The 26,475-nt window shown below is 43.0% G+C and carries 23 protein-coding genes; 18 read left to right on the forward strand and 5 right to left on the reverse strand.

Going from position 1 to position 26,475, the window contains the following annotated elements:
* Nucleotides 1–95: 95 nt before the first annotated feature.
* Both MIB40_RS03300 and MIB40_RS03305 read right to left on the reverse strand, forming a co-directional pair.
* Complete coding sequence (locus MIB40_RS03300; RefSeq protein WP_249690801.1) at nucleotides 96–602, reverse strand: ferritin; 507 nt, start codon at nucleotides 600–602, stop codon at nucleotides 96–98.
* 170 nt (nucleotides 603–772) lie between these two features.
* Complete coding sequence (locus MIB40_RS03305) at nucleotides 773–1,675, reverse strand: THxN family PEP-CTERM protein (protein ID WP_249690802.1); 903 nt, start codon at nucleotides 1,673–1,675, stop codon at nucleotides 773–775.
* A gap of 277 nt (nucleotides 1,676–1,952) precedes the next feature.
* Between MIB40_RS03305 and MIB40_RS03310 the strand changes: the two genes are divergently transcribed.
* A complete protein-coding gene (locus MIB40_RS03310) occupies nucleotides 1,953–2,984 on the forward strand; it encodes a hypothetical protein (protein WP_249690803.1) in 1,032 nt (343 codons plus the stop codon).
* On the opposite strand, the gene MIB40_RS03315 is transcribed toward MIB40_RS03310, so the two are convergent.
* Nucleotides 2,981–3,844, reverse strand: coding sequence for a ThiF family adenylyltransferase (locus MIB40_RS03315; protein WP_249690804.1), 864 nt, complete (start codon nucleotides 3,842–3,844; stop codon nucleotides 2,981–2,983). The genes MIB40_RS03310 and MIB40_RS03315 overlap by 4 nt on opposite strands.
* Before the next feature lie 15 nt (nucleotides 3,845–3,859).
* Entirely contained in the window at nucleotides 3,860–4,639 is a 780-nt protein-coding gene (locus tag MIB40_RS03320) for a PEP-CTERM/exosortase system-associated acyltransferase (RefSeq protein WP_249690807.1), read from the reverse strand.
* 152 nt (nucleotides 4,640–4,791) lie between these two features.
* On the opposite strand from MIB40_RS03320, the gene MIB40_RS03325 reads away from it, so the two are divergent.
* The 17 genes from MIB40_RS03325 (at nucleotide 4,792) to MIB40_RS03405 (ending at nucleotide 24,547) form a co-directional block, all read left to right on the forward strand.
* Nucleotides 4,792–5,481 carry a GNAT family N-acyltransferase gene (locus MIB40_RS03325; RefSeq protein ID WP_249690808.1) on the forward strand — a complete coding sequence of 230 codons (690 nt, stop codon included), beginning with the start codon at nucleotides 4,792–4,794 and terminating at the stop codon, nucleotides 5,479–5,481.
* Between the two features lie 167 nt (nucleotides 5,482–5,648).
* Entirely contained in the window at nucleotides 5,649–6,281 is a 633-nt protein-coding gene (locus MIB40_RS03330) for an XrtA/PEP-CTERM system exopolysaccharide export protein (RefSeq protein ID WP_249690810.1), read from the forward strand.
* Between the two features lie 21 nt (nucleotides 6,282–6,302).
* On the forward strand, nucleotides 6,303–7,850 hold the full coding sequence (locus MIB40_RS03335; RefSeq protein WP_249690812.1) for an XrtA system polysaccharide chain length determinant: 1,548 nt from the start codon (nucleotides 6,303–6,305) through the stop codon (nucleotides 7,848–7,850).
* A gap of 24 nt (nucleotides 7,851–7,874) precedes the next feature.
* On the forward strand, nucleotides 7,875–8,876 hold the full coding sequence (locus MIB40_RS03340) for an XrtA-associated tyrosine autokinase (RefSeq protein ID WP_249690814.1): 1,002 nt from the start codon (nucleotides 7,875–7,877) through the stop codon (nucleotides 8,874–8,876).
* Nucleotides 8,863–10,371, forward strand: a complete 1,509-nt coding sequence (locus MIB40_RS03345; RefSeq protein ID WP_249690816.1) for a TIGR03016 family PEP-CTERM system-associated outer membrane protein — start codon at nucleotides 8,863–8,865, stop codon at nucleotides 10,369–10,371. The genes MIB40_RS03340 and MIB40_RS03345 overlap by 14 nt, the downstream gene beginning before the upstream one ends.
* Nucleotides 10,372–10,380: 9 nt before the next feature.
* Nucleotides 10,381–11,388, forward strand: coding sequence for an XrtA/PEP-CTERM system-associated ATPase (locus MIB40_RS03350; RefSeq protein WP_249690818.1), 1,008 nt, complete (start codon nucleotides 10,381–10,383; stop codon nucleotides 11,386–11,388).
* A 1-nt stretch (nucleotide 11,389) separates the two neighbouring features.
* Entirely contained in the window at nucleotides 11,390–12,496 is a 1,107-nt protein-coding gene (gene wecB, locus MIB40_RS03355; protein ID WP_249690819.1) for a non-hydrolyzing UDP-N-acetylglucosamine 2-epimerase, read from the forward strand.
* Nucleotides 12,489–13,307 (forward strand): XrtA system polysaccharide deacetylase, encoded by an 819-nt coding sequence (locus MIB40_RS03360; RefSeq protein ID WP_249690821.1) that lies wholly within the window; start codon nucleotides 12,489–12,491, stop codon nucleotides 13,305–13,307. The genes wecB and MIB40_RS03360 overlap by 8 nt, the downstream gene beginning before the upstream one ends.
* A gap of 12 nt (nucleotides 13,308–13,319) precedes the next feature.
* Nucleotides 13,320–14,351 carry a FemAB family XrtA/PEP-CTERM system-associated protein gene (locus MIB40_RS03365; protein ID WP_249690823.1) on the forward strand — a complete coding sequence of 344 codons (1,032 nt, stop codon included), beginning with the start codon at nucleotides 13,320–13,322 and terminating at the stop codon, nucleotides 14,349–14,351.
* Between the two features lie 3 nt (nucleotides 14,352–14,354).
* Nucleotides 14,355–15,557 (forward strand): TIGR03087 family PEP-CTERM/XrtA system glycosyltransferase, encoded by a 1,203-nt coding sequence (locus MIB40_RS03370; protein ID WP_249690825.1) that lies wholly within the window; start codon nucleotides 14,355–14,357, stop codon nucleotides 15,555–15,557.
* Nucleotides 15,554–17,023 carry an exosortase A gene (gene xrtA, locus MIB40_RS03375; RefSeq protein ID WP_249690827.1) on the forward strand — a complete coding sequence of 490 codons (1,470 nt, stop codon included), beginning with the start codon at nucleotides 15,554–15,556 and terminating at the stop codon, nucleotides 17,021–17,023. Before MIB40_RS03370 ends, xrtA begins: the two co-directional genes overlap by 4 nt.
* Nucleotides 17,013–18,146 carry a glycosyltransferase gene (locus MIB40_RS03380; RefSeq protein ID WP_249690829.1) on the forward strand — a complete coding sequence of 378 codons (1,134 nt, stop codon included), beginning with the start codon at nucleotides 17,013–17,015 and terminating at the stop codon, nucleotides 18,144–18,146. Before xrtA ends, MIB40_RS03380 begins: the two co-directional genes overlap by 11 nt.
* Nucleotides 18,125–20,029: an XrtA/PEP-CTERM system amidotransferase gene (locus MIB40_RS03385; protein WP_249690838.1), complete on the forward strand. Its 1,905-nt coding sequence runs from the start codon at nucleotides 18,125–18,127 to the stop codon at nucleotides 20,027–20,029. Before MIB40_RS03380 ends, MIB40_RS03385 begins: the two co-directional genes overlap by 22 nt.
* Nucleotides 20,026–21,246: a TIGR04063 family PEP-CTERM/XrtA system glycosyltransferase gene (locus tag MIB40_RS03390; protein WP_249690840.1), complete on the forward strand. Its 1,221-nt coding sequence runs from the start codon at nucleotides 20,026–20,028 to the stop codon at nucleotides 21,244–21,246. Before MIB40_RS03385 ends, MIB40_RS03390 begins: the two co-directional genes overlap by 4 nt.
* Nucleotides 21,243–22,472, forward strand: a complete 1,230-nt coding sequence (locus MIB40_RS03395; RefSeq protein ID WP_249690842.1) for a glycosyltransferase — start codon at nucleotides 21,243–21,245, stop codon at nucleotides 22,470–22,472. Before MIB40_RS03390 ends, MIB40_RS03395 begins: the two co-directional genes overlap by 4 nt.
* On the forward strand, nucleotides 22,465–23,742 hold the full coding sequence (locus MIB40_RS03400; RefSeq protein ID WP_249690844.1) for a putative O-glycosylation ligase, exosortase A system-associated: 1,278 nt from the start codon (nucleotides 22,465–22,467) through the stop codon (nucleotides 23,740–23,742). Before MIB40_RS03395 ends, MIB40_RS03400 begins: the two co-directional genes overlap by 8 nt.
* Nucleotides 23,732–24,547 (forward strand): sulfotransferase family protein, encoded by an 816-nt coding sequence (locus tag MIB40_RS03405; protein ID WP_249690846.1) that lies wholly within the window; start codon nucleotides 23,732–23,734, stop codon nucleotides 24,545–24,547. Before MIB40_RS03400 ends, MIB40_RS03405 begins: the two co-directional genes overlap by 11 nt.
* Here the strand turns inward: MIB40_RS03405 and MIB40_RS03410 are convergent.
* Nucleotides 24,526–26,286 carry a sulfatase family protein gene (locus MIB40_RS03410; protein WP_249690848.1) on the reverse strand — a complete coding sequence of 587 codons (1,761 nt, stop codon included), beginning with the start codon at nucleotides 26,284–26,286 and terminating at the stop codon, nucleotides 24,526–24,528. The genes MIB40_RS03405 and MIB40_RS03410 overlap by 22 nt on opposite strands.
* Nucleotides 26,287–26,475 lie beyond the last annotated feature (189 nt).

The following is a 26,475-nucleotide window of genomic DNA, read 5'->3' on the forward strand; positions in this document are numbered from 1 at the left end:
GCCCTTGTCCAGGTCTCGACATGAACGGCAGGCTTCGCCTTGATAAAAGCCATTTTTAGGATCGCATAGCTCTATCTGAATTAATCAGAGGTGCCCTAGGTTTCTTCTGCCGTAACACTTCGCTGTCCTAATTCCTGGTCTAGTAAGTAGAGTCCTTGTCGAGAGTCGCCAAGGAGTTCAAGCTTTCCTAAAATTCCCGCGGCAGTTGCTTCTTCTTCCACCTGTTCATTAACAAACCATTGCAAAAAGCTGTGTGTTGCATAATCGTTTGCTTCTAAAGCCGAACGTACCAGACCGTTGATAGCATTACTGATCATACGCTCGTGACTTAGGGTGCTTTTGAACACGTCCAAAGGTCCTTCCCATTGGTGCTCGGGTTTTGGAACATCCGAAAGCTCAACCCGGCCATCCCTGTCGTTGATGAATTTAAAAAATTTCATCGTATGGCCAATTTCTTCTTGGTATTGGACAAACATCCAGCGAGCAAGACCCGACAGGTTCTGGCTTTCAAAATAGGCACTCATCGACAGATACAAGTGGGCAGAGGCGAACTCGAGATTGAGGTGGTCGTTCAATTTTTGTTCAATTGCAGGGCTCAGCATCAATATTCCTTAGTCATCTGGTAGATACGTAAAGCAACGTGTGGCATTTCTGGTAGATCAAAAGTTTAACAGGATGTTGTTGTTGCATCACGAAAAAAGGGAACCCAATAGGGTTCCCTTTACGGTAACAGTCCCTGTTACCGAGGATTAGATGCTTCTTAGTAGGTTTACTAGGCGTTGCGCTTGCGTTGCAATCCACCCATAGCCAGCAGTCCTAAAGCCATCAGGGCGAGAACACCAGGTTCTGGAATGGTGCGAACATGGTTGATTTGGAGGGCCGCTTGAAACTCATTCACAACACCTTCAGCGGTTACCATAGCTACACAACCGACTTCAGCACCGGCAGCAAGACATGCCTCATCAGAACCAGCTATTAGGCCGTCGCCAGTTCCAGTATTTTGGAGAAAGACAGATGCGCTATACAGTTCTCCGGCAAAGGGGAAAAGCTGCACAAAGCTAAGGGTATCTGGATCAAATCCGGCACCTTCTACATTCAAAACAAAGACATCGCCACAGCCAGACTCGTTATGGGGTACACCATCGGGGCAAAGGTTATTTCCTTCTGGTGGTATGGCAGGATCCCAAAAGTTAGGGGTCTCAATAAACTCGATGGCAAAGGTCAGTGGTGGGGCATTGAAGGCATCACCTGGACCAGGGGTTGCGGGTGGCACTGGAAGTTCTGGATCCAATGTCAATACGTCCAGTAGAGTAGCACTCTCAAGCGAATCACCCGTAATAACGAAGTTATTATGGGTGTAGACAGATGTGTCAACAATTTCACCAGCAACACCTATACCTGTCTGGATAGATCCATTGAAGGTACCGTTGTTGTCAATCGATAGTGAGCTCTGTGCGTTAGCGTCGTTCGATGGGGTACCCCAGGCTATGGTGGTTGAACCCCCTAAAGCCGCATTGGGGTTTGAACCGGTTACCCCAGGGTTTGGGCTGAAAGCGGTAAAAGCACTGTTCAGGGTGAAGTTCCAATCCGTGACGACAATGGCATTGGCACTTGCAGGCATGAGTAGTGGAGCGGTCAAGCAGGCAGCTGTTAATAAGCGTTTTGTACTAAACATTTTCATTCCCTCGCTAAAAGATCTAATCCTCAGCACGCTCGTTCTCCCTAACCTGTTTCTTAATCACTGCATCAAGGGTGTTGAGCATGATGCTCGTTAACAATGCAATGACTTTGCCAGTTTATTTAAATAAAACATAAATCATTGTTTTATGGGCTTTTTTAGTGGTTTGCTATACTTTCTAAGCTCTCTACTACTCACTATGGTGATGTATTTGTAAACTCCATTGACACTTTAGCTTGTGTTGCTCTGTCCGGCATATTATCAGGAGAATTCTTTGGCTATTTCCCATACATTAAGAGCGATTGTTGAAGCTGCCAGTTATTATCCATCGGCTGATAACTCGCAACCCCTGCAATTTGGAATATCTGAGAATGCTATTAGTATCGGTTGTTCTGAAAAGCGTTGTTCAAGAGAAAGCTACTTCGATTGTGATTCACATGCAGTTGCCTTTAGCATGGGATGTGCTGTTGAATCCCTGTTGCTTGTTGCAAAAAATCTTGACACTCCTTGCCTGGTTGAACCTTTACAAAGTGGTTTTCTTTGTACATTCCCCGAGATTGAAGGAGTAGACGTTGGGGATGAGACCTTTACGCCCGTAAAAATGAGGCATACCAACCGAGGACCCTACCGAAAAGACGCGTTAAGCGATTCACTTCCAGAGCAGCTGCTGGATGAATCTGAAGGCGCTGTTTCAGTAAGTTATTACCGAACCGGTATGTCGACTGGCTTGATCCAGCTAATAGTGAAGGCTGCATCTTTGCGGTTTCGATCCCCGGATTTGGTCAAATTTCTTGCCGATTCACTGCGTGATGGTAGCGACGAAGTGGCACAGGGGGATGGTCTGGATATCGAAACACTGTGTTTGCCGCCAGGAGGGAAGGGGATTTTGTCACTTAGCACTTCGAGTCGTTGGTTACCTAGTTTGAATAAGTTGGGTTTTCACCGTTTGTTAGCAGCCTTTGAAGGCATGATGTTAAAACAGTCGGCAGGGCTTGTAGTCATTTCTGGTGGGACATTAGTTAATGATGCGGTGCAGGCAGGTCAGCTGAGTCAGCGTATTTGGGTTATGCTTAATCAGGCTGGTTGCGCAGTACACCCATATTATGTGGTGACTGATCAATTAATGAGAAAAAGAAAGGGCATGGTATCGAGCGACCTAAAGAGCGAAGTTGATGTTCTGGAGGAAGCTGTAAAGGATGTAGTCGGTTCCGAGAGTCTTCATATGGTATTTCGTGTGGGATTTCCAAAAAGGGACGTTGTTCGCTCCCGCAGGCTGCCTCTGGAAGAGGTTTATTCAAAAAGTTAAGCGTTACTCAGAAACGCCTGTTTTACTTTGTTCATAACAAAACGTGTTATGGGATTTCGGTAACCGCCGGGACGCCAGGTATGTTTTATCTGATTAAGAAATGGGTCGTATTGAATGCCATGTGGTGCTGCCAATATTCGACCTCTGCCTGTTAATATTTTTAATGCCTGTGTTGCCGTTACACTGGCACAGATCTCACATCCCATAACAGTGGAAGGCCCTTTTCTGGCCTTAAAGTCAACGCTCGAAGGGTCTACTAAGTAGGATGTGTGGGCTAGTGATGGAGCCAAGCCTACAAAGAAGCGCAGTGTTTTCTCAAGTTCCGGTTGATTTTTAAATCCAAAATACTCTTCAAAGCTTGTTCCCCCGGGCATGAAAATTAAAGTCGCAGCACCTGTTCCCAAAGGTGCAGCAGTAATGGCCGGAATATCATGTTTATGGCAATAATTGAAGGCAAGTTCTCTCGCATCGAATGCAAAAAAATCTAGTCCATCAATATAGATATCTATCTTGGAGAAAAACCTTTCAATGTTGTCGCGATTTAATCCGTCATCAAAAGACTGAATGTTCAATTCTGGATTAATATCAAGTGCCATAGCAGCCATGGTGGCTGCTTTTTTCTGACCATAGGTTGAGGTTTTGGCGCCGACCTGGCGATTGGTATTCTCGATTCCGTATTCATCGAAGTCAGCGATGTTAAAGTTTCCGATGCCTAGTCGGGTCAATGTCAAAAGGTGGCTGCCACCAACACCTCCCATGCCCGCAATTGCAATTCTGGCTTTTCTTAGCGCTTGTTGCTCGTCTTGGGTAGTCCAACCAATATTGCGTGAAAAAGCGACGTCGTATTGAAAATCTTCCATTCTGTAGAGATACCTTTAGCTGATTTTTGTCAGGGAAGAAATAGGGCTTCGTGATATAGGTTCTGATAGTTCTTTTATGACGGTTTCCTTTATCGATTGATAAAGCTCTGCCATAGAGGGGGTGAGGTGGCAAGTTAAGTAATCCTTAGGAATGAAGTACAAGGCCCGATATCCATGGTAATCCATGACATCACTACCTTTCTGAAACATTACTCCAAACCGTTTCAAGTGCCTGGCGAGGCGAGGTTCCATCATCGCGAACACATAATCAATATTGGCCAGATCTACAATAGCCATAGCAGCAAAGTAAAGGCCCATGGCAATATGCGGAAAATGCCTTTTATCTTCGTTGTCTGGAACTTTATCTGCTCTGGGAAATGGAATGACAGATTTATCTTCATCTTTTCTCCGTCTAAAACTCGACGGGACAGCAAGTCTTGAGGCTTCCCCATAGGAGAAAAGATCAAGTCTGGCTAGATCAAACTGATCCTTGGAAATGTACTGAGCGCAAAATTTTTCAAAGGGGGCCATTTGAACTGTGTCTAAAGGATCAGGTATGACCAGGCGAACACAACCCGCTGGAGTGGCGGTTTTTTTGTGATAAATCAATGTGTGGACCGAGTAACGATCGAATTCATCGGATTCCATTTCCTGGGGTGATTTCTCTTCCCAGCCAAATTCTCGGGCGAAAACGTCGTATCGAATTTTGTAAACTTCTGACTGAAGTTCAGGGGTAAGGGCTAGCGCAATTCGGAAAAAACTATTGAATTCTTCACAAACAGTTGGATTTTCCATATCAGTACTCCGTAATAAAATACCTAAATCCTTATTAGTGAATGGTCTAACCAGCTGTGTTCCAGATCACGAAGATATCAATCAAAGAGTGGTAGTGTTTATTTTATAAGGAATCATTTGGAGAATAGCACAGGGATTCGGGTGCGCTGGAGGTGTTTAGTATTTTTAGGAAAGGTTGGGGGGGAGAAATGAGAGAATGCTTATATGAGGTTTTTGTTGCGGATACCGAATTTGCCAGAACAATTAATTATCATGTTCGCTATCAGGTTTATTGCGAACAAAAATCCTATGAAGAAGCCAGTGATGGTTTTATCGATCTGGAGCGTGATGAGTGGGATGATCGCTCTGTTCACTTTATCGTAAGAGATAGAGAGTCTGGTGAATGGTGTGCTGCGCTACGATTGGTTAAGCCAAATCCAGGCTCTCTATTACCTCTAGAAAGTTTTAGTCAAATTGATGACGATTTGTTATCGGGTCGGCGACATAAAGCTGTCGAACTGTCTCGGTTATGTAAGCCAAAAGTCAAAGGTGTGTCCGCCAGGGAAGAGGGTCGTTCAACGGGGGCTGCTGTACTCACTCTGCTCTCCTCAGTTGCACGGTATTGTAGAGATCACGATTATTCTGAACTGTTTTGCTTAACTTCGCCTTCGGTAATCAGAATGATGCCAAGTTCCTGGAATCTTCGGCCTGTTGGACCGGCGGCTGAGCATAGGGGGACACGGTTTCCTTATTCTCTGGATATTGACAGCATACTGGGTTTTTACGACGAATTATCTCCAGCAGTAGGCTATAGCAACTTTTCCCATGCATTCGGTGGGGCGCCAATCAGGCAGTTTGCTTAATTTCAAAATGAAATAAAAACAATATTTTTAATTTCCAATACTTACCATTATCGTTTGTTGGGGTTTGAAAAGAAGACTTTTAAAAAAAAATAGACTTAAAAATTGCCGACTGAGAAATTGGGTATATAATTTTTGCTTAGCATCCAGTATCTAACGGAGTAGATCAGATGATAAGAAAAATTAGCCAAATAATTGGCTTGATGCTTTTTATGTCAGTTACCGCTTGCACGTCCAATCCGTACCCACCTTTGGAGTCGGCAACTTTTATCGAGTCAGCAACAAAAAATACAGCTGACTACCGTTATTTGGTCGGGCCCGGCGATAGTTTGAATATTTTTGTCTGGCGTAATCCGGAAGTAACAACAACCGTAACTGTCAGGCCTGATGGTTACATCACCACGCCGCTAGTGGAAGATGTCCCTGTTAGTGGTAAAACCCCTACCGAAATTGCCCGTTTACTCGAAAAGGAGCTCTCGTCTTACATTCGAGACCCCTTGGTCACTGTGATTACAGAGGATCATTTAGGTCCCTTTAGTGAGCAGGTTCGAATAGTGGGTGAAGCTGATGAGCCTGAGTTCCTGCCTTACGTCGAGGATATGACCTTACTTGACGTCATGATCGCGGTTGGTGGTATGACCGATTTTGCCGACGGGAATAAAGCCAGCATCGTAAGAATAATCGACGGCCAGCAAAACCAGTACGGTGTTCGCTTGGACGATTTGATTAAGGATGGGGATATATCTGCCAATGTTGATATGTTGCCCGGTGACATCCTTATTATCCCCGAAACCTTTTTTTAAGTGTGCTGACAGGGTCGTATTATGCAGGAAACTATTGACCTGCTGTTTAACTATGTTCGTGAGTTAAGACAGCGACAGTGGTTTGTATTGATTCTTTCTGCCGTCCTCTGCCTGTTAGGCTGGTATGGGGTGTCGAAGGTTCCAGACAAATTTGAAGCCAGTGCCAAAGTGTATATTGATACACAAAGTATCCTTCGTCCGTTACTTAGCGGTTTGACCGTTGAAACGAATACGACTCAACAGGTGGCCTTATTAGTAAAAACCCTGCTAAGCAAGCCAAATATCGAGCGTTTGATGCAAATGACTGATTTGGATCTTGCCGTAAGGGAGGAACTGAAGCGAAAAGATTTGGTTAATAGCTTGCAAAGGGAGATAAAGCTAACACGTGAAAAGCGTCATAATATTTTTTCTATCAAGTATCTAAGTGCAGATAAAGGTGTTGCCAAGAAAGTAGTGGATTCTGTTTTGACGCTTTTTATGGAAAGTTCTGTTGGTGAGAACAGGGAAGACAAGATTAGTGCCAAACGATTTATAGACCAACAGATAAAAGAGTACGAAGCACGCCTTAAAGAGGGAGAGGTGGCGCTGAAGGACTTTAAAAAAGCTCATCTCGGTATGATGCCATCGGATGGAGTCGATTATTATCAGCGCTTTCAAGCAGCATCCAGGCGACTTGCTGAAGCAAGGTTAACGATGGAGGAGCTGGAAAGTGAACGAAATTCTGTCGAGGATCAGTTGGCTGGATTAGAGGAGAGTGCACTACCAGTGCCGACCTCAACTTACACACCAGCAACAATAACTACCCGCTATGATGATAGAGTCTCGCGCTTGGAAGCACAGCTTGATGAGCTTTTGTTAAAATATACGGATCAGCATCCGGACGTAAAGAATATGTCCGAACAGCTTGCCGAACTGAGAAAATCTCAAGAAAAAGAAAGGAAAGCAGCTATGAAGTATCAGCCTGCTTCTAATCAGATAACTGCTTCATCCGGTGGGGGGGTTAATCTTTATAATCACCTAAAGCTTACATTGTCAGATTTGAATACGAAAATTGCTTCAATGGATATTCGTTTGAAAGCTTATGAAGATGAAGAGAAAGAGCTAAAGGTGCTGGTCGATACAATACCTGATATTGAAGTTCAGTTGGGCGACTTGAATCGAGATTATGGTATTACAAAGAAACGCTATAACGAACTCCTTACGCGGCGGGAATCAATAGAAATATCAAGAAAAGCCTCGCAAAATACAGATGATATTCAGTTTAAGGTGATCGAACCACCCTCAGTGTCCGATCGACCATCATGGCCTAATAGAACTATGTTGTTTTCCTTCGTTTTGCCGGCTTCGCTCGGTCTCTCGTCGGGCTTGGCCCTTCTGTTAATTGTTATTAATCCTCGTGTGATGTCTGCAAAATATGCTTCAGAGATTAGCGGTTATCCCGTTATTGGAAATGTAACGAGGGTTAGAAAAAAAAGTGAGATAAACCGCAATAGAAGCTTTCAATCATTATTTGTCATGCTGGCAATCGCATTGGTGATCGTAAATGTCGTTATCACCGTTTATCAGTAGAATCGTTATTCTGGAACTGGGTTTATGGACACCATTGAGAAAGCATTAAGTAAAAAAAGCGTCGATGGAGTGAAGTCCGATGTGGATTCACCTCAGAAAGCGATTTCAAATTCCGATATTGTTGAAAGTGCTGTTACAAGATCTAGAAAAGAAACGGTAAGTGCTGAAAGAAAACCAAGCTCCAGTGCCAATTTAACGGCAAAGGTGGGGACTGAAAAGATACATATAAAAGATTCGTCTATATCCCCAGGTAAGAAGATAGACTCTTCTGAGCGTAGCAGCGCTACAAAGCCTAGTGTAAATCTTGGGGCGCCGATTGTAATAGACTTTGAATTGTTAAGGTCCAAAAACTTTATAGTTCCCGACGAAGAAAGATCGCTTGTTAAAGAGCAATTTCGTCATATTAAGAGGTCGATATTAGGTAAGGCATTTAATGGGAGTCAGTCAACTAATTCCGGTTTTGGGAATTTAGTTATGATTACCAGTGCAAGTCCACAAGAGGGAAAAACCTTTACAGCAATTAATCTCGCATTAAGTATAGCAATGGAGCAGGATAGGAAGATTTTGTTAGTAGATGCTGATGTTGTTCAGCCTTCACTTAATTCTTCACTGAATATTCCCAGGTCTGAGGGTATCGTTGACTATTTGAACAGTGATGATATTGCTTTCGAAAGTATTCTGCATAAAACAAATATAGATAACCTGTCGTTGGTTTTGGCTGGCAATAAGCATCATCTGACTAATGAGCTTCTTGCTAGTCAGAGCATGAAAGATCTTATGGAGGAGTTGACTAACCGTTATCCGGACAGGTTGGTTATGCTCGATACTCCACCTCTATGTCACACAACGGAGGCTTCAATTTTGGCATCATTGGCCGGGCAAGTAATTGTTGTGGTCGAAGAGGGTAGAACAACTCAGCGACGCCTTAAAGATGCTCTGAATCTGGTTTCGGAGCATCAGGATGTGAGCCTGTTAATGAATAAATGCAGTTCTGCCAGGGAAGGTAGTTACTATGGATACTACTAAAAGAGTGCTAGTCGTTAAGGGAATATTTTCGCCACTTTTAATTGTTTTGGCGCTCTCTTACAGCTCGCTTTCTTGGGCTTCTGTCTGGTCATTTGTTCCGAGTTTATCGGCAGGTTTGACATATACAGACAACGTCGAGTTATCCAATAATGATACGGATGATGATCTTGTTTTGGATGTTAGACCGGGATTTTCTTTCTCAAAACGAGAGGGAAGGGTCAATGTTTCCGGGCAATATAGTTTACAAAGAACTCAGCACTTTAGTGATTCCGATCGTAACGATACATTCCATCAATTAAGTAGTGGAATGCGTGCTGAATTAATTCGTAATAATTTTTTCTTAAATGGAAGTGTTAGGGTTAATCAAACTCTTATTGATACGGGTAGGGGGGGGAGCTCCGATAATATCAGTGGGACAGACAATATAACCACCTTTGTCAGTTATGAATTGGAGCCGGTATTTGAAACAGATATTGGTGACAATGCAGCACTGAGAGCTCGCTATCAGTTTGGAGAGGTACTGTACGATTCCAGTGTTGATAAAGATGATGCGTCGGACAGTTCTCAGCATGCCTATGGAGTAGTTTTGTCGAGTAATAACCGACCCAGAGATTTTACGTGGGCGCTTGGAGTCAATGAGCAGCGTACAGTCTATGACAGTAGGAGTGATCAAAAAATAACCACTTACACTACTAATGCTGGATATAGTTTAACCAGACGATTTCAGGTGAATGGTAGTTATGGTTATCAGAAACAAGATAATGACCAGGACAATCTGAGAGACAATCCCGATGGCTCTTTCTGGAACGTAGGTATTGGTTGGAATCCTAGCGATGTTACACAGATAAGCGCTGATTATGGTGATCGTTATTACGGAGACTCTTATGGCCTTTCAGTATTTCAGCGCCATAAGCGTAATGTTTTCACTTTAAGATATAGAGAAGAACAAACAGATACGCGAGATCAGTTGGCGGCTACCGGAGATGGCTTTATTTGCCCAACCAATGGTCCAGCATCTGATTGCCGAAGAGTGGATCCTTCGATCCCGATAGATCTTCAGATCGGTCCAGACGAAGGGTTGTTTGGTAACAACTCGCCTGTTGCAAGTGTTAATGATGATATTTTTGTCGGGAAGACCTGGGAGTTAGGTTATATCTATAGTTTCAGAAAGAGTGAAGTATCCCTTAATGGCTACAGGCAAAAGCGTGACTATCAAACAGTGTTAGGAAGTGAGACGACTTTGGGACTTAGTGGTAACTATCGGCTCAACCACAATGAGCGTATGAGGTCTTCGTTGCGATTCAGCTATGTAAAGGATGAGCTACTTGATGAATTGGATAATAAAACCTATAGCACGCGCTATATCTATAGCAGAAGCCTAGATCAGGATACAACGGCCGATATTAGTCTTGCCTATCGTAAACGAACAAGCAACGAGAATGATTCTGAATATACAGAGAATCGAATAAGCATCGGATTTCTACGGTATTTTTAAGGTCAATGTATGTACGAGAAGTATTACGGATTTACCAGTAAACCGTTTCAGCTTAGTCCTGATCCGAGATTTTATTTCAGCAGCAGAGGGCATAGCAGGGCTATGTCCTATTTGCGTTATGGGTTAGGTCAGTGTGACGGTTTTATTATTATTACCGGCGGGGTTGGTACGGGTAAAACAACATTGATAAAAATGCTTTTTTCTGATCTGGATCAAGAGCAGATTGTTGCTGCCAATATCGTCACGACTAATCTGGAATCCGATGATTTAATGCGAATGGTATCTTCTGCTTTCAGCTTGCCCACTGAAGGTTTGACTAAAGCTGATCTCTTAAGACAGTTTGAGGCATTTTTGTTAGCTTGTGACTCACATGGACGGCGTGTATTACTGGTCATTGATGAAGCTCAAAATCTTCCTAAATCTTCCCTGGAAGAGTTACGAATGTTGTCTAATTTTCAGGTCAATAATCGTCCATTATTACAAAGCTTTTTGTTGGGACAGGAAGAGTTTAGAGATACGCTTCAGTCCGACGGTTTAGAGCAGCTAAGGCAAAGGGTCATTGCTTCTTGTCATCTGGCTGCTTTAGATCGTGAAGAAACGAAAAATTACATCAACCACAGGCTTTCGTTTGTAGGTTGGACTGACAATCCTCATATTGATGAGACTGCCTACCATGCAATTTATGAATACACCGAAGGCGTTCCCAGGCGTGTGAACGTGTTTTGTGATCGCTTGTTGCTTTATGCCTATCTTGAAGAATTATCAGAAATCAGTAATGCCGTTGTAAAGGCCGTCTCTGAAGAGATGAGTGCTGAGATAACCCAAACTACTTCCTCGAAAAAGCGTGGTGGTGAGGTCAATACCGAATTGTTGAAAAAATTCTCTGAAATTGAAGAAGCCGTTGAAAATATCAAGTTTACGACAGAGTCCCTTGAAGCTGCGTTTGCCTCTCGAATGGGAACGCTAAAGAAGCTGATTTTAAGCATAGATAATATCGCAAAACAAAAGGTCAATTAGTATGAATCTGATTCATGTTGTAGGTGCTCGGCCTAACTTTGTGAAAATGGGACCCTTATATCAGGAGTTGATTGGTAGGGATGAGGTGTCTCAAACGATTCTGCATACGGGGCAGCATTTTGATCCGGAAATGTATCAGATCTTCTTCGATCAATTTTCACTGCCCAGACCGGATATTGAGCTGGGCATAACTGGGGCGAGCGTTAATGAGCAGCTGTCCAAAATGCTGTCAGCAATAGACAACATACTATCCTCTTTGCCCCCTAGCGTCATTGTTGTCTATGGTGATGTGACTTCTACGATTGCTGCTGCATTAGCAGCAATACGATATTCTCATAAAATAGTGCATGTGGAGGCAGGCCTTCGTAGTTTTGATCAAACGATGCCAGAAGAAATAAATCGCATATTAGTAGACAGAATTGCACATCGCCTGTATGTCACAGAACAATCTGGGCTTGATCATTTGCTCAATGAAGGTGTTGAAAAAGATAAGGTTGTATTTGTTGGCAATATAATGATCGATTCCTTGTATCGTTATATCGAGAAAACCAAGCCGCCTTATGAGGTTGAGGCAGCGCTTGCTGATGGGCGAGAGTATGCGGTTCTAACGCTTCATAGACCCGCTAATGTGGATTCACCATCCCGCCTGAAAAACATCTTCGATGGGATTGCACAAATTGCCAGCCAGTATCCGGTTGTCTTGCCTCTGCATCCGCGTACCCGTGAGCGTTGTCAGGAATACGGTCTGGATTTGGCATCAATTGAGGGACTCATTCTACGAGAACCCATCGGATACATAGATATGTTGTCTCTCGTTCGCGGAGCTAAAGTCGTTTTGACAGATTCAGGTGGTTTACAGGAGGAGACGGCAGCTATAGGGGTTCCCTGTGTGACTATTCGAGATAATACGGAGCGTCCCTCTACAATTGAGTGCGGTTCTAATCGATTAGTTGCGCCTACTAGCGAAGGTATTATTTTTGGTGTTAAAGAAGCGCTCATTCCAAATCCCGATATGCATGTGCCTCCTCTGTGGGATGGACGGACCGCTAAGCGAATTGCGGAGGATTTGCTGGAGTTTTACGCTAGCAGGGAGAGTATTTGTGCGTAATGCAATGACCATAGACGTTGAGGAGTATTTCCAGGTTTCTGCATTCTCTGAAGTTATTAATCGTGAAGACTGGGGTGGCTATGAGAGTAGGGTCGAAAGATCAATGGACAGGATATTGCGACTATTCGAAGCCCATAGTATCAAGGCAACCTTTTTTGTTTTGGGCTGGATAGCTAGAAAACATCCTGATTTAATTTCACGCATTCATTGCGAAGGTCATGAAGTGGCGAGTCATGGGATGTACCATGACCGCGTAACCGATTTAACATCAAAAGAGCTATACCAGGACCTGTATGATTCTAAGGCAATCTTAGAAGACCTCTGTGGCTGTTCCGTTAAGGGTTACAGAGCGCCGTCTTTTTCGTTACCACTGAACAGTACATCTTATGAAATGCTCGCAAAGTCGGGCTACAGTTACAGCTCAAGTATATACCCAATTCGACATGATCATTATGGTGAACCTTTGGCGGATCGCTTTGTCTTTGATGGCGGATCTGGTGTGAAGGAGATACCCATTAGTACCTTGCGGTTATTTGGTAAAAATTTTCCGGCAGGTGGTGGAGGTTTCTTCCGACTACTACCCTATGTTTATCATTATGCAGGGTTCAATCACCTTAATAGATCGGAGGAGAGGTCTGGGGTGTTCTACATGCACCCTTGGGAAATCGATGCCTCACAACCAAGGCCGTCAGGCTTGTCTTATAAGGCCAGATTTCGTCATTATTTAAATCTTAATAGAACTTTTAAGCGATTATCTCGGCTGGTAGAAGATCACCAGTGGTCGAGTATTGAGCAGGTATATAACATCTAGCAGGAGGCCAGGATGAGTCTCGTTATTGAAGAGGTCAGAGGAACACTGGCCAAAAAAGAATGGAACAGTTATGTTCAAGAAAATGAAAATTCTACGGTATTTCACCGCTATGAATGGGGTGAGGCGGTTGTTGCAACCTATGGCAATGAATATATCTATATTGTGGCCAGGGAAGATGGGGATGTTGTTGGTATTTTACCCTTAGGTAGAAGTAAGAGTCTCTTATTTGGTGACTATCTATGTTCCGTCCCTTTTGGTGTGTATGGCGGTATCGTTGCGAATAATCAAGCGATAGCGGATAAAATTGATGACTACGCATGTCAGTTGGCTAATAGTTTAAAAGTAGATTATCTGGAAGTTCGAAACCAAAACCCCAGCGGTTATGAACGCCCTGACAGGGATATCTATGTGACATTCAAAAAGCCAATCCTGGACACGCCGGATGAAAACCTGAAAGCAATCCCTAGAAAGCAGCGAGCTGTTGTAAGAAAAGGAATTAAAAAAGAGTTGTCCTTTTCAATTTCAAAAGATGTGGATACTTTTTACAGGTTGTATTCAGAAAGTGTAAGAAATTTGGGGACACCAGTATTTTCAAAAGAATTGTTTCGTAATCTGTTAAGGTTTTTTCCACAAGACAGCTTTATCATGTCGGTATATGATCAGGAGAAACCGGTCTGTGCTGTATTGACTTTGCTGTTTAAAGATCAAGTCCTTCCCTATTATGGTGGAGGAGGTTATTCGGCAAGGTCAGTTCATGGTAATGATTTTATGTATTGGAAGCTCATGGAGTGGGCCTGTACCGAAGGGTATAAAGTGTTTGATTTTGGTCGCAGCAAGGTTGACACAGGCGCCTATTCGTTTAAGAAAAATTGGGGGTTCGAGCCTGCACCGCTATCATATGAATACCATCTGGTAGGCGATACCAGCATACCTGATAAATCTCCTTTAAATCCTAGAATAAAGCCACTGATAGAGGTTTGGAAAAGAATGCCTCTATCATTTACAAATCTTATCGGTCCATATGTTTCACGTTCATTAGGGTAGGGTATGGAATCAGTGATATTTGTGGTTCATAGGATTCCTTTTCCACCGAACAAAGGAGATAAAATAAGGTCGTATCAAATATTAAAAGCGCTGGCCAGCAGGTATAAAGTAAAGCTTTTTTGCTTCGTTGATGACAGTGCTGACCTTAAGTATGAAGGTGATCTCAACAAGTTTGCCGATAAGGTCTATGTGGAATATTTGCCAAAATGGCGTGTGTTGTTACGTGCCGCAAAATCGATCTTTCTTGGAAAGTCGATTACTGAGATGGTCTATCAATCAAACTTGATGAGTCAGGCTGTTTCCAGTGAATTCGATCAGGGCGCTTCAGCTGTGATAGCTTTCTCGTCATCTATGGGGCAGTATCTTCCTGAATCCTCAGGTGTAGTGAAGCAGGTCGTGGATTTTGTTGATGTTGATTCCCTTAAATGGCATGACTATGCCCATAAAAAACCTTTCTATTTAACTTGGCTGTATCGCCGGGAAGCTGATCTTTTATCCAAGCTTGAGATAAGACTTTTTCAGGAGGGTGCAATAAGTACATTTGTTACCAACTCTGAAAGAGACCTTTTTCTAAAAATGCTTACCGGATCTACCGATCGAGTTAAGGTTGTAGGGAATGGTGTTGATACTGCCTTTTTTGACCCTTGTATTGAATATCAATCGCCCTATCAAGCGCTAGGTCTGGGAGTTGATCAGTCTATCTGCTTTGTCGGGGCCATGGACTATTACGCAAATGAAGATGCAGTCATGTGGTTTGCATCGAATGTGCTACCACTAATATTGAGCAAGTATCCGAATTGTACTTTCTTTATTGTTGGCCGAAATCCAAGCAAGCGATTACAACAATTTGCTCGATTCACTCCGGGCGTGCTTGTGACAGGGGCCGTTTCCGATGTTCGTCCCTATTTACAATACTGTTCCTTGGTAGTTGCTCCATTAAGGATTGCTCGAGGCATGCAGAATAAAATTCTGGAAGCCTTGTCCATGAATAAACATGTAGTGGCTAGCAGTGAAGCAGCCCAGGGCGTAGATATTGATAGTACTTCCAATTGCTTGTATGCGTGTGAAACCAAAGGGGGGATGGCTGAGAGGATCATTACACTGATGTCTGATAAAGCAGCAGTCTGCGATGGGCGAGAGCAAGTCTTAAAGCATTATAGCTGGGGACCTCAAATGGATCGTCTGCTTGGGGAACTCGAAACTTGAATAGACAACATTCTGCATGGGCGCAGGCGTTAATCGCGTATTCCATAGGTTTCTTGGTGTTGATGCTGGCGTTCAGTAAAACACTGTTCGATATGATAGCTATATGGGAACGTTCCGGAACTTTTAACCACTGTTATATTATCGCGCCTATTTGCTTGTATCTTATTTATCGTAAGCGGCAGTTATTGGTCAAGCTAAGTCCTGAACCCAGCTTGCTTGGATTTGTTTTTCTGCTGTGTGCGATTTTTGTCTGGGTGATAGCGGGGATGGTCGAAGTTCAGGTTGTTCAGCAATTTTCTCTGGTTATTATGCTGTCTTTCCTGTGCCTTGCTGTTATGGGGTGGAAGGTTGTATTAACTATACTGTTCCCTCTTTGTTATAGCCTGTTTATGGTTCCCTTTGGAGAATTCTTGATTCTTCCCATGATGGAGCTAACAGCTTCATTTACGGTTTCGACCATTGCCCTATTTGGAATACCTATTTATGTTGAAGGGTTATATTTCGAATTGCCTACAGGCCATTGGTCAGTTGTAGAGGGGTGCTCAGGAGTTCGATATCTGATAGCTTCGGTGGCTCTGGGCACACTTTATGCGTATCTAAATTACCAAACTATCTATAAACGGTTAATTTTCATTGGTGCATCGATACTGCTTCCTATCGTAGGCAACTGGTTGCGAGCAACTGGTATCGTAATGCTAGGCCATTTCAGTGGGATGAAGCTTGCTGTTGGTGTAGATCACTTGCTCTATGGTTGGGTGTTTTTTGGCGTATTAATGTTGATCCTTTTTTGGGTAGGAAGTCGTTGGAGTGAAGCGGAACGTTCCGGAAAATCTTTTCTACAGGTAGATAAAAAGTACAGTTGGCTTCGAACTTTAACGATGGTCTTTATTCTTGTTCCTGTTTCAATGTGGGCAACCCAGGCAACCAGCCGGAATGGTGATATAGAGACTCCTGTTCTAGAGATTAAATATAATGACAAGGTGCTCACTAAACAGACATATACGCTCCCGTTTAGACCCAGATTTACTCAATCAGATTCGGTTGAAAACTACACTTTTGAAGATCATGGTATAAATGCTTCTTTGCAACTGTATTGGTATGGCTACGGGAACAAATCCGGGAAGTTAGTCACCTCAACGAATCAAATTGTCGCTCAGAAAGATCCAGAATGGCGTTCGATAAAATTGGCAAAAAGTTCGGACGAGTGCCCCGCGGGTAACTTCGTTAAGCTTCAGTCAAAAGATAAAATCTATTATGTGGCATCCTGGTATGTTATCGGTGGCCATAAAGTTTGTGATCCGTTGCGGGCAAAGTTTTCACAGTTAATAGCTAGACTGGCCGGTTCAGATGAACAGGGTGCTCATGTAGTACTAACAATAGATGAGGTTTCAGAAGCTTCAGCAACTAAGCAAGTAATAGATATATCTAGGCGTCTGATGGTTATGAGGAAGGCGGATGAACACTGAACAACCTAAGCTAACAGTGATGCATCTGATCTATCGTTTATCAGCTGGCGGCCTCGAAAACGGCTTGGTTAACTTGATTAACAACACACAGGGGGAAGGTTTTCGTCATATCGTTGTTGTTTTGTCGACATCAACCGATTTTCAAAAACGGTTACCTGATGATGTGCCTGTAGTATTGCTTAATAAATCGATCGGTAATGATATCTCTCTCTACCCCAGGATAATGAAACTGATTAAGCGATATTCTCCTGACGTGTTCCATACCAGAAACCTGTCTTGTATCGAATATCAGACAGTCGCCTGGTTGGCCAGGGTAAAGCGGCGAATTCACAGTGATCATGGTTGGGATGTAGAAGACCCGGATGGTACTCGATTCAAGCCAGCCTTGATTCGTCGAATCTTTAAAAGGTTTACTTCAAAATATGTTGTTTTATCAAAGCAAGCAGAAAATTACGCATTAACACGTGTGAGCGTGGCTGAGCGAGATCTATTTAGAATATGCAATGGCGTTGATACTACTAAGTTTACATCAGACTTAAGTGTTGATTCCAATAAGATTACGGTAGGGACGGTTTCTCGTCTGGAACCCATCAAAGGTGTTATAGACATAATTGAAGTTGCAAAGGAGCTAAGATCCAGAGGGCTCACCGAAGATGAAATACACTTTGTGGTTGTTGGCGATGGATCGCAACGGAATTTGATGCAAGAAACCATTTCCAAGCACAACTTAAATGGCTGGATAACTTTGGTCGGTGAGTGTCCCAGCCCCCTTCAATGGTATCAAAATTTTGACCTGTATTTATTAACATCATATGCAGAAGGTATATCCAATACAATTTTAGAAGCAATGTCTTGTGGTCTTCCAATAGTGGCCACTAATGTTGGGGGGAATCCAGAATTAGTACAGCAATCCTGTAATGGTTATCTTGTCAATCGCGGTGATATTGAAGGGATATCAGATAACATTATGCGCTATTTAACTGACAGTAAATTGCGAAATTCTCATTCTCGCAGTAGCAGAGAAAGGGCAGTAACGAAGTTTTCTATTCAAGCTATGGTCGAAAAATATACACAACTCTATAGGGAAGGAGAGTCCAGCCAATGTGTGGGATCGCAGGAGTAGTTCAGGCCCAAAAGCCTACGCAAGAGCGGCTGCAAAGGGTAGCGAAAATGACTGATAGTTTGCATCGTCGGGGCCCTGATGGTTCAGGTATATTCCATAACGACAAGATTGTTTTCGGCCACCGCCGTCTGTCTATTCTTGATCTCGATAATGGTGCTCAGCCATTGGTAAATACTAATGAAAATTTGATACTCACTTATAATGGTGAAATCTACAATTATCGTGAAATTCGCAGTGAATTAGTAATGCTTGGTCATGATTTTAATAGTAATTGTGATACGGAAGTGTTACTACATGCCTGGGAGGAGTGGGGCCAGTCTTGTGTAGACAGATTTCGTGGCATGTTCGCATTTGCCATTTGGGATCACGGCAGAAACCTTTGTTTTATAGTCAGAGACAGGTTAGGAATAAAACCACTCTACTATGCTAAAGGTGACAGTGACGAGTTTCTGTTTGGCTCTGAATTAAAGGCACTGCTAAGCTACGGACTCGATACGAAAGAGCTGGATCTAACCGCCGTCGATGACTATTTCGCACTTGGCTATGTGCCTGAGCCAAAATGTATTTACAAAGGGGTTTATAAATTGCGAGCCGGTCATATGCTGTGTTATGACCTGTCGAAAAACACCATTAAAGAGACCGCTTATTGGAATTTACGACAATCAACGACCACTAATACGTCTCGTGATTTACCTTCTGAACTAAACCGGCTTCTATCTGAGTCGGTAAACCTTCGAATGGTTTCCGACGTACCTATCGGTGCCTTTTTATCGGGAGGCGTAGATTCAAGTAGTGTTGCAACGTTGATGTCCAGGTTGTCGGACGATGCGATTAATACCTGTTCCATTGGTTTTTCTGAAGCTGAATTCGATGAAAGCGAATACGCATCATCTGTCGCTAAAAAAATTGGATCAAAACACAATACGAAAAAGGTTACGCTCTTTGATACAGATCTTATTGATCAATTGGCTGATACCTATGATGAACCCTTTGCTGATAGTTCTGCGCTACCAACATATCGGTTGTGCGCGCTGGCAAAAGATCAGGTAACGGTCGCCTTATCAGGTGATGGCGGTGACGAGCTTCTTGGTGGTTATACGCGTTATCGCTGGCATTTAAATGAAGAACGATTTCGCCGTTTATTGCCCGACAGTATTCGGTGCCCACTGTTTTCATTAGCGGCTAAGATATACCCTCGCATGAGCTTTGCACCACGTTGGTTAAGGTTGAAGTCTACCTTGGCCGCTCTGGGACGTGATTCGGTAAGTGCATATTTTAATAATATTGCAGTGATACCTGATGATCGTCGCTATCCTTTATACAGTGATACTATGGTTGCAAAAGTATCTGGCTATAATCCGGTTAAATTGTTCAGAGATTACGCGAGGGAAGCAGACAGTAAAGATGCTCTGTGGACAGTGCAATATATCGATATAAAAACTTACCTGCCAGGGGATATCCTGACAAAAGTCGATCGTGCAAGCATGGCTCACGGGTTAGAGGTTAGGGTTCCTATTCTTGATCATAAAGTTGTTGAGTGGGGAGCGACGTTAGCTGAAGATCAAAGGATTAATCAGGGTGAAGGTAAATATGTGTTAAAAAAATCGATGGAGCATTGTGTTGATGAAGATATTCTATACAGGAGGAAAATGGGGTTTGGGGTCCCTCTGTCGCAGTGGTTTCGAAATCAGCTGAAAAGTCAGGTTGAATCATTGATTGATAACAAGTATTTGCTCAAATCCGGTCTGTTCGATATGCAAGAGGTTTGCAAACTTGTTAATAACCACCTTAGCGGATTACATGATAATGGAACTGCACTCTGGTCGATGCTTATGTTTGAAGCCTTCCTTAGACGTGTCCATTATGAGGGAGAGACTCTGTGAAAGTATTACATGTCTTTGATCATTCGATCCCTCTTCACAGTGGTTATACTTTCAGAAGTCGGTCAATTATCAATTGCCAGCGATTACAGGGTATTACCACCTGCCATATAACCGGATCAAAACAGGGCATTCATGCTGACGTCGCTAACTCAAACCCCGAAATCATTGAGGGATTGCCGTTCTATAGATGTCCTGCCCCCCCAAGCTGGATTGCCAAAAACAGGATCCTCCAGCAGCTGTATGTTGTCTATTGGCTAATTATTGGTGTTTATCGAGCAGTAAGCAAAGAGCAGCCGGATCTGATTCATGCTCATTCACCAGCATTAAACGGGTTTTGCGCATTACTTGTGGGGAAGCTTCGTCGAATACCGGTTGTGTATGAGATTCGTGCGTTCTGGGAGGATGCTGCCGTCGATAATGGTAGTACCGTTGAAGGTGGTTTTCGCTATAGGCTGAGTCAGTGGTTTGAAGAATGGGTCGTTAAACGTGCAGATGGGGTTATCACAATCTGTAATGGGTTAATGAATGATCTTGAACAACGGGTTAGATTACCTGACTACAGGGCCATTGTGCCTAATGCGGTTGATGTGGAGAAGTACCCGGATCAATCCGAGAATTTGCGTCGGCGTTGGCAATCCCCAGAGTATGTGCCAACGGTAGGATTTATCGGTTCTTTCTATCGCTATGAGGGGTTGGATATTCTTCTTGAGGCGATTGATCGTCTCAAGAAGAGAAACGTATCTGTCAAGCTTCTATTAATTGGCGGAGGACCAGAAGAAAGCTATTTAAAAACTTTGGTACAAAGGTACGGGCTTGAGCGAGTCGTTGAAATGCCGGGAAGGGTTCCCCATAACGAAGTCGATCAGTCGTACGAGCGAATAGATATCCTGGCCTATCCCAGGCGTTCAATGCGATTAACTGAAACCGTGACTCCCCTAAAACCACTAGAAGCTATGTCAATGGGGCGTCCATTAATTCTGTCAGATGTTGGAGGGCATAAAGAGTTGGTTAGTCCTGAGTCTGGTGCCGAAATGTTCCCTAGTGAAAACGTTGAAGCGTTGGCTGAAAGTATAGAGAGGCTAATCCGCCGACTTCAAAGAGATAATGCTATGGACTGGTTAACCTCAGCGCGAAGACTAGTCGCACAGGAGAAAAGTTGGAAGGCTTCTGTTGATAACTGTTTGCCTCTGTATCATAAGCTGGTTGGCCAAGGATGAGTGCCACAGATCCTTATCAAGTTATCGTGTTTAGCACGCTTTTTCCGAGTGAAGATAAGCCTTTGCAAGGTTGCTTTATTTATCAGAGAATTCACAGAATTAATAACGGTAAGGGTGTGGTGGTGGTTTCACCGCAGCCCTGGTTTCCCTTTCAGGACATAATCGGTAAGTTCATAGGCCATAACCGTAGCCTAAGGCCTGTCGAGGATAAGTTTGAGGCTTTGAGGGTATGCCGGCCGCGATTTTTTTCCATACCTATCATAGGGAAATGGCTAGATCCGTTGTTTATTTGGCTATCGGTAAAAAGCCATATACAAAAATTATTGCTTCATAATAATCATTCTATTATCGACGCACACTTTGCCTTTCCCGATGGTGTTGCCGCTTATTTGCTAACACGAAATCTTGGTCTGCCGCTGGTTGTGACTCTAAGGGGCACTGAGATTAAGCACTGCAAGCATCCAGTGAAGCGCTATATGATCTCTAAAGCTCTTACCTCGGCCAATGTGGTTATTGGTGTTTCCCAGTCACTACTTGAGGCGATGCGTAATCTTGGTATTGAACCAAACTGTTCTGAGCGAGTTGGCAATGGGGTTGATTCCCGGATTTTTTACCCTGATAAATCCGTTCCTTTTAGAAAAAATAATGGGTTTTCTGATAACGACCGACTGTTGATAACAGTAGGAGGATTAGTCCCGAGGAAAGGTCAGCATCTTGTAATACAAATGTTACCTGTATTATTAAAGGATTATCCAACACTTCATTACATACTCGTTGGAGGTGGATCCGGTGAGGGTGATTATGCCAGCAAGCTTAAGGCCATGGCAGAAGAATTTGGTGTTGTAGACCGCGTACATTTCATGGGAGTGTATTCGCCGGAGGAATTAAGGCCGTGTCTTAGTGCCGCGGATCTGTTTGTACTTGCTACTAGCAATGAAGGTTGGGCCAATGTAATTCTTGAATCTATGGCCTGCGGAACACCCGTAGTAGCTACGGATGTAGGTGGTAATGCCGAGGTAATCAGTAATTCATCTTTAGGAACGATTGTTGATTATTCTTATGAAGGCATAGAGCAGGGCATTAAGGATGGCCTGGATAGGAAGTGGAATCGAATTGAAATTGAGAATTACGCTAAAGATAACTCCTGGAACAAACGTATTGGTAGACTAGAAAACATCTATTCAGAGTTATCAAAAAATGCTGTGAGAGGCGCAACAGGTGCGTGATATCTTCGTCACTTCCGTCGTTGCTGTCTGTTTACCTTTTATACTCCGACAACCCTATATCGGAATATTGGTATGGAGTTGGCTGGGTTATATGAATCCTCACAAGCTGGCCTGGGGGTTTGCTACCACGCTACCCTTTGCCCAGATGGTTGCGATAGCAACGTTAATAGGCTTGTTGATCAATAAAGAACCCAGAAAATTCCCAAAGAATGGCTTGGTTACGGTTTTGTTTCTTTACAGTTTTTGGGTATTGGTAACCACCATTGATGCACAGTACAGTAAATTCGCCTGGTTACAACTGGAAAAGGTCTACAAAATATTGTTTATGACTTTTTTGACATTGTATCTGATTAATTCCAGAAAAAGAGTTGAATTGCTCGTGGCAGTAATGGCCTTGTCGATTGGCTTCTATGGAATAAAGGGAGGGATATTCACGGTATTAACAGGGGGAGGGTTCAGAATAATGGGGCCTCCCAATACGTTTATCGGTGGCAATAATGAAATTGGCCTGGCCTTGATAATGATTGTCCCGCTATTTAGGTATTTTCAATTAACCTCTACACGCTCTTCGATACGCCTGGGTTCCGGTATAGCCATGATTCTCTGCACAATATCAATATTTGGTACTCAGTCCAGAGGGGCGCTTTTGGGTTTGGTGGCAATGGCATTGATGTTAATCATGATGAGCAGGAAGCGCTTTGTTTTGTTGTTGGGTTTTGCTGTTATGATGCCTTTGATCCTGATGTTTATGCCTGATAGTTGGCATGATCGAATGGAGAGTATTGCCCATTATGAGCAGGACGCCTCTGCTCAGGGTCGACTAACTGCATGGCGTTATGCTTATCAAATAGCAGTAGATAACCCTTTGACCGGTGGTGGCTTCGAGATTTTTACTGGCCGTACAGATGCACACAGCATCTATTTTGAAATACTAGGTGAACATGGATTTATTGGGCTGGCTTTATTTTTAACCTTGCTTGTTGGAGCCTGGATATCAGCAGGCTCTATTGCTAGGGATAGATCGGTAAAGTGGCGTTCCGACTTGATGTCGATGGTCCGTGTGAGCCTTGTCGGTTATGCCGTATCCGGTGCATTTCTCGGTCTTGCCTATTTTGATCTTTTTTATCACTTGATTGCTATTGTTATAGTAACGAAAGCAATATCCTGTGAAACAATAACGACAGAAGCTGACAATGGATCCGGGAAGAGTGTTGTGCAGAAGGAAGGGTTAACTATTAGTAATGGGAAGCGGTTCCAGAATGGCCAATAAAATCATCGAGAAATCAAAAAATCATTTACAGAGTGTAATCAAGGGTTGTTATCGAGCTGTTCGGCCAGCATCTTCAGAGAAGTCTATTTTGGTCGCTGGTGTTCAAAGGTCTGGCACCAATATGGTGATGGATATTCTTGATAATTGTATATCGACAGACGTATATCACGAAATTGATAGCCGTGCATTCGATAACTACCAAATGAAATCACTTCCAGAAATACTTGAATTAAAAAATAACAGTAGCTCGTATTATTTTGTAATCAAGACGCTTTGCGAGCTTCAAAGGATTGAAAGTATTATCACGGCTCTTGATGATGTTAGGGTGGTTTGGGTATACCGACATTATCACGATGTCGTAAATTCGATGCTGGTTTCGTTTAATAACCAGGCAAGTCAGGTTAACAGGATTGTTAAGTATCGAAATTCAGACGGTTGGTTGTCCGAATTTATGACAGATCAAACCTACGAGGTGTTGTGCAAGCATGCGAAGAACAGGGATTTAAATGATGCTTCTGCAGCAGCTTTACAATGGTACTTTAGAAATGTAATTTTCTTTGAAAAGCATCTCTATAAAGATGATAGGGTTTACTTATTAAAGTATGAAAATCTTGTAAGAAATCCTGAAAATGAGATAAAGCGGTTGTATCGATTTACTGGTATCGAAGAAGAATTTGCCTTTAAGAAGAAAATATATTCCTCCTCTATTAGAAAATCAAAACCAGTAGAGCTTGATGAAGATATAGAGCGATTGTGTTCTGGGCTTTATGAGCAGCTTGAATTTTATGCAGACCCAAAAAAATGATCGTTTAATAAATCTTTAAGTAATTGAGTTTCGTTTTTATTGGTCTTGGAGCAATCATTTTTCATCTCGGGGTCTTCTAGAAGATTGTAAAGTTTCCATTCGGTTCTGTTGATCATGGGTTTTCTGATCAATATCCAATTGTTAAAGATAACGCCGCGGTCCTTGGCGGATTCGATTTCCTCAAGGGCGTTATCAGGGATGATTATTTGACCTGACTTCTGGTCGGATACATCGAGAATTTTATCAATATCCGAGTAATACAAATGGTTCTCATCTATGCCAGGTGGGCGCGTTAGCCACACACCGGTTTCAAGGTAGACGGGCTTACCTTTATCAATGGAGGGAAGGTCTGGTTTAGCAGGGTTAGATGGTGCAAATTGAGTGCTATTCAAGCCTAAAGTATTTATCAATATTGGTAGGATATCTTTGTTGCTAAAAAAACAGTCATTAATGGTTCCTATAGTCTTGGGTGTTTTTATCAGACAGGGTATACGGTGACTGTATAGTCCATCAAGATTGTTACCTTGACCCCAGGAGTTTTTTTCAAAGAAGTCAATGCCGTGATCGGAATAAAAGACAATTGCGCAATCCTCGTATAGTTCACAATTTTTCAGGTGCTGAATAATGTCACCGACCCTTTTATCAAAATTGTTAATGCAACCTTGATAAAGGGCTAAAATTTGATCGAGGTCAAATTCTTTTCTTGGGTCTTTCTGGCTTTTAATTATTTCCTCGGGTTCTGTGAGTTTGATCATACAAAACGGCGAGTTCGTGTTTTTGCTGTTGCTGTACTTCTGGTAATAGGGGGATTCTGAACCGAATGGAGGGTGTGCTGTAGAAATAAACAGATTCAACAGAAATGGGGATTCGGCTTGTCCGTATTCAGTAATCTTATTACAAAATCGATGTGTGGCTTGTTGATTTTGTGGGACGCCAGCAGCTGAGTGTATCTCGGGTAATAGGTTGAATCCCAGTTTTCCCGCTGTAAACAGGGAAAAAAACAGCCGATATTGTTTGGCCCCTTGCTTTAATAGATAGCGGATGTTCCATTGATCGGGAGGCGTGGTTTGTTCGTCAAACTTAAAGTCATATCGATCAAAGTCACTTCCTGCCCAGTCACTGTGAGTGCAGGTTCTATAGCCTTTGCTACTTAGCTCGCTAATGATAGACGTCATTTCAACGTCATTCGGGTTCGTAAAGTTATCAACCAACCTCGAGTTGGTAGGCCATTGCCCAGAAAACATAGCTGCCAAAGAAGGGGCAGTTCTGGGAATAGGAGTCGTCATATTCCTGAAGTGTATGGACTCTTTGGTCAGTTTATCCAGGTTTGGAGTCAGGGATTCGCCGTCGGGACCCTGTTTGCCAAGATAGTCAGCCCTGAATGTATCACAACCAATCATAACGATATTAGGTAGGGCGTTGTTTTTCTTAACAGGCTTAAAAGTTTTGGGGGGGGATGAGTAGCTAATTTTTAAATCGATAAAAATGACTAGGGCTGCCGCGGACAGTGTTGCGAGCACAAATGCATTCTCTGCTACCAGGAGATGGCCAATGCTGACTATCGCTATGGCTATATGGCTCCATTCCAGGATTTCTACTATCCCTGCGGGCAAGATGCTTTTTAATAAGAGCCAGTATTGGCTTTGAATATTGCTATTAATTGCAATAGTTGAAGGGTTAGTGTGTAAAATGCTACTTATTCGTACTTGAATAATGAAGATCAGGACGACCACAGTCATGATTGATAATTGCTGTGAGCTAAGGTCTTCTATAAAAAGTTTATCAATGCTAAGAGCGATACTTAAGCTATATGAAACCAGGCATATCATGATGAATGAGCATATTGCCCATTGTCTGATGATAGATGTGGCAACCAATGACTTGAATCGATCGATAACGTCCTGTGAAATTCCTGGACCCGTTCTTGA

The organism is Aestuariirhabdus haliotis, assembly GCF_023509475.1.
Lineage (GTDB): Bacteria > Pseudomonadota > Gammaproteobacteria > Pseudomonadales > Aestuariirhabdaceae > Aestuariirhabdus > Aestuariirhabdus haliotis.